Consider the following 3,337-nt stretch of genomic DNA (forward strand, 5'->3'; position numbering starts at 1 on the left):
CAACTTCCTGATCCAGCTGCTCAACAGCGTGCAGTACGGCCTGCTGCTGTTCATGCTGGCGGCCGGCCTGACGCTGATCTTCGGCATCATGGGCGTGGTCAACCTGGCCCACGGCAGCTTCTACATGCTGGGCGCCTACCTGGCCTATGCCCTGAGCCCGGTCTTCGGTAACCTGGCCCTGGCCATTGCCGCAGGAGCGGTGCTGGCCATTGTGTTCGGCCTGGTGCTGGAGTGGCTGCTGTTCCGCCACTTCTACCACCGCGACCACCTCGACCAGGTGCTGCTGACCTTCGGCCTGATCTACATCTTCGAAGAACTGCGCTCCATCGTCTGGGGTGACGACGTGCATGGCGTGGCCGTGCCCGAAGCCCTGAACTGGTCCATCCAGCTCACCGACAACCTGTCCTACCCCGGCTACCGCATCTTCATGATGGGCCTGTGTGTGGTGCTGGCCCTGGCCCTGTACTGGCTGATCGCCCGCACCCGGCTGGGCATGAAGATCCGCGCCGGCGCCTTCAACCGCGACATGACCGAGGCCCTGGGCATCAACATCAAGCGCATCCACGCCACGGTGTTTGCGCTGGGCGTGGGCCTGGCCGCGGTGGCCGGCATGATTGCCGCCCCCATTGCCAGTGTCTACCCCAACATGGGCTCCTCCGTCCTGATCACCTGCTTCGTGGTGGTGGTGATCGGTGGCATCGGCTCGGTGCGCGGGGCCTTGATTGCCGCGCTGCTGGTGGGCCTGGTCGACACCTTCGGCAAGGTGCTGCTGCCGTCCCTGGCCGGCATGCTGGTCTACATGCTGATGGCGGCTGTTCTTTTGTGGAAGCCCGAAGGGCTGTTTAAGCAATGACACACATGACCCCCACGGTCGCCCACTGCGTGTGGCTCCCTGCCCCCCGAGGGGGCCGCCCATGAGCGCCCAACAATCCCATCTCGAACAACTGCCCGCCGGCATCCAGGTGGCCCTGGGCCTGGGCCTGGTGGCCCTGGTCATCTTCCCCTTTGTGGGGTCCGATTTCTACACCGAGACCGTCACGCGCATGATGATCATGGCCATCTTTGCGATGAGCCTGGACCTGCTGCAGGGCGTGACCGGCCTGGTGTCCTTGGGCCATGCGGCCTACTTTGGCATTGCCGGCTACGCGCTGTCTTTCCTGACGCCGGCCGGCGAGCCGGTCAGCCTGTGGTGGACGCTGCCGGCGGCAGTCGCCGCCTCGGGGCTGGCGGCCTTGCTGATCGGCTTCTTTGTGGTGCGCACCCACGGCATCTACTTCATCATGGTCACCATGGCCTTTGCGCAGATGGTGTTCTACCTGTTCTTCGACAACAAGGCTCTGGGCGGCTCGGACGGGCTGTACATCAACTTCAAGCCCTCGGCGGCCATGGCCGGCTGGGTGCCGTTCGATCTGGACCACAAGACCAGTTTGTACTTCTTCACACTGGTGGCCATGCTGGGGGTGTACGCCTTTTTGCGCCGGCTGCTGTGGAGCCCCTATGGCCGCGCGCTGTCGGGCATCCGCATCAACGAGCACCGGATGCGGGCCATGGGTTTCAACACCTTTGGCTACAAGCTCAGCGCCTTCACCCTGGCCGGGGCCTTGGCCGGGCTGGCGGGCTATCTGTGGGGGGCGCAGACGGGCTATGTGAACCCGGAGCTGATGGGTTTTCACATGAGCGCGCACGCCATCATGATGCTGATCCTGGGCGGCATGGGCAACTTTGCCGGTGCCATCGTCGGCGCCTTCGCCTTCGAGACCCTGCTGCATGCGGCCAAGGACCTGCCCACCGTGGGTTCGGTGGCGCTGGGCAAACACTGGCAGTTGTGGGTGGGGCTGTTCATTGTGGTGGTGATCACCTTTGCCCCCCGCGGTCTGCTGGGCCTGGCCCAGCTGCTGACGCGCAAGAAGGAGGCCTCGGATGTCTGAAGTTCTTTTGTCGGCCCAGGGCCTGACCAAGCGCTTCGGTGGCCTGGCCGCCGTCAATGAGGTGTCATTGGACCTGTGGCGCAACCGTATCCATGCGGTGATCGGCCCCAACGGCGCGGGCAAGTCCACGCTGACCAACCTGCTGGCGGGGGACCTGCCCCCCACTTCTGGGCGGGTCACGCTGAATGGCCAGGACGTCACCGGCCGGGGGCTGGAGAAGATTTCCCGCCAGGGCCTGGGCCGCAGCTACCAGAAGACCAACATCTTCCTGCCCTTCACCGTCTGGGACAACGTGCGGCTGGCCGCGCAGTCGCGCACGCCGCATGCCTTGCGCTGGCTGAGCCGGGCGGCAGGGTTTGCGGCGATCAATGAGCGGACCGCCCGGGCCATCGAGTTGGCCGGGCTTGCCGCCCGCAGCCAGGTGGCGGCGGGGGCCACCAGCCATGGTGAGCAGCGCCAGCTGGAGATTGCGATGGCCCTGGCCACCGAGCCGCAGGTGCTGCTGCTGGACGAGCCGCTGGCGGGCATGGGGGTGGCGGAGGCCGAGCGCATGGTGGCTTTGCTGCAGCGCATCAAGCCCGAGCACGCCATCATGCTGGTGGAGCACGACATGGATGCGGTGTTTGCGCTGGCCGACCGGCTGACCGTGATGGTCAATGGCCAGGTGATTGCCTCGGGCACGCCGGCTGAGATCCGGGCCGATGCGGGGGTTCAAGCCGCTTACCTAGGCGAGGAAGCGCACTGATGACTGATTTGTTGATCGACGCCCGAGGCGTCAACACCTACTACGGCGCCAGCCACATCCTGCGGGGGATTGATTTCCGGGTGGGGCGGGGCGAGACCATCGGCCTGATGGGGCGCAATGGCATGGGCAAGAGCACGCTGCTCAAGAGCCTGATGGGGCTGGTCAAGCCCAGAGCAGGCACGGTGGCGATTGCGGGGGCCGAGATGGCGGGCCGCTCGCCTTATGAGATCGCCCAGCGGGGGATTGCCTATGTGCCGGAGGGCAGAGGGATCTTTGGCAACCTGAGTGTGGTGGAGAACCTGCAGATGGCGGCCCGGCCGGGCACGCGGGGCCAGCGGGACTGGACTTATGAGCGGGTGCTGGAGACGTTTCCAAGGCTCAAGGAGCGGCTGGGCCATGGCGGGCAGCAGCTCTCGGGTGGGGAGCAGCAGATGCTCACCATTGGCCGGGCCTTGATGACGAACCCGGATGTGCTGATTCTGGACGAGGCGACCGAGGGGCTGGCACCGCTGATCGCCAAGGAGATCTGGCGCATTTGCGGGTTGATCCGTGAGACGGGCATCTCCAGTGTGATCGTCGACAAGAACTGGAAGCATGTCACCCAGATCACCGACCGCAATGTCATCCTCGTCAAAGGGCAGGTGGTGTTTGAAGGGTCTTCGGC

Annotated in this window: 4 protein-coding genes; all 4 read left to right on the forward strand. The window is 65.3% G+C overall.

Features of this window, described 5'->3' with window-relative positions; translation table 11 throughout:
* A partial coding sequence (locus tag AC4BAR_RS14820; protein WP_490628661.1) for a branched-chain amino acid ABC transporter permease occupies window positions 1-853 on the forward strand: 853 nt, incomplete at its 5' end.
* Between the two features lie 61 nt (window positions 854-914).
* Entirely contained in the window at window positions 915-1,928 is a 1,014-nt protein-coding gene (locus AC4BAR_RS14825) for a branched-chain amino acid ABC transporter permease (protein ID WP_490628662.1), read from the forward strand.
* Window positions 1,921-2,673 (forward strand): ABC transporter ATP-binding protein, encoded by a 753-nt coding sequence (locus tag AC4BAR_RS14830; protein ID WP_490628663.1) that lies wholly within the window; start codon window positions 1,921-1,923, stop codon window positions 2,671-2,673. The genes AC4BAR_RS14825 and AC4BAR_RS14830 overlap by 8 nt, the downstream gene beginning before the upstream one ends.
* Window positions 2,673-3,337, forward strand: a 665-nt coding sequence (locus AC4BAR_RS14835) for an ABC transporter ATP-binding protein (protein ID WP_490628664.1), incomplete at its 3' end; no start/stop codon positions are given. The genes AC4BAR_RS14830 and AC4BAR_RS14835, both read left to right, overlap by 1 nt.

The sequence above is a fragment of the Rhodoferax sp. SPJ4 genome, assembly GCF_058216275.1.

Excerpts from the sequence above, each read along its gene's own strand:
- AC4BAR_RS14825 (WP_490628662.1), top strand. The coding sequence starts at position 915 with ATGAGCGCCCAACAATCCCATCTCGAACAACTGCCCGCCGGCATCCAG.
- AC4BAR_RS14830 (WP_490628663.1), top strand. The coding sequence starts at position 1,921 with ATGTCTGAAGTTCTTTTGTCGGCCCAGGGCCTGACCAAGCGCTTCGGT.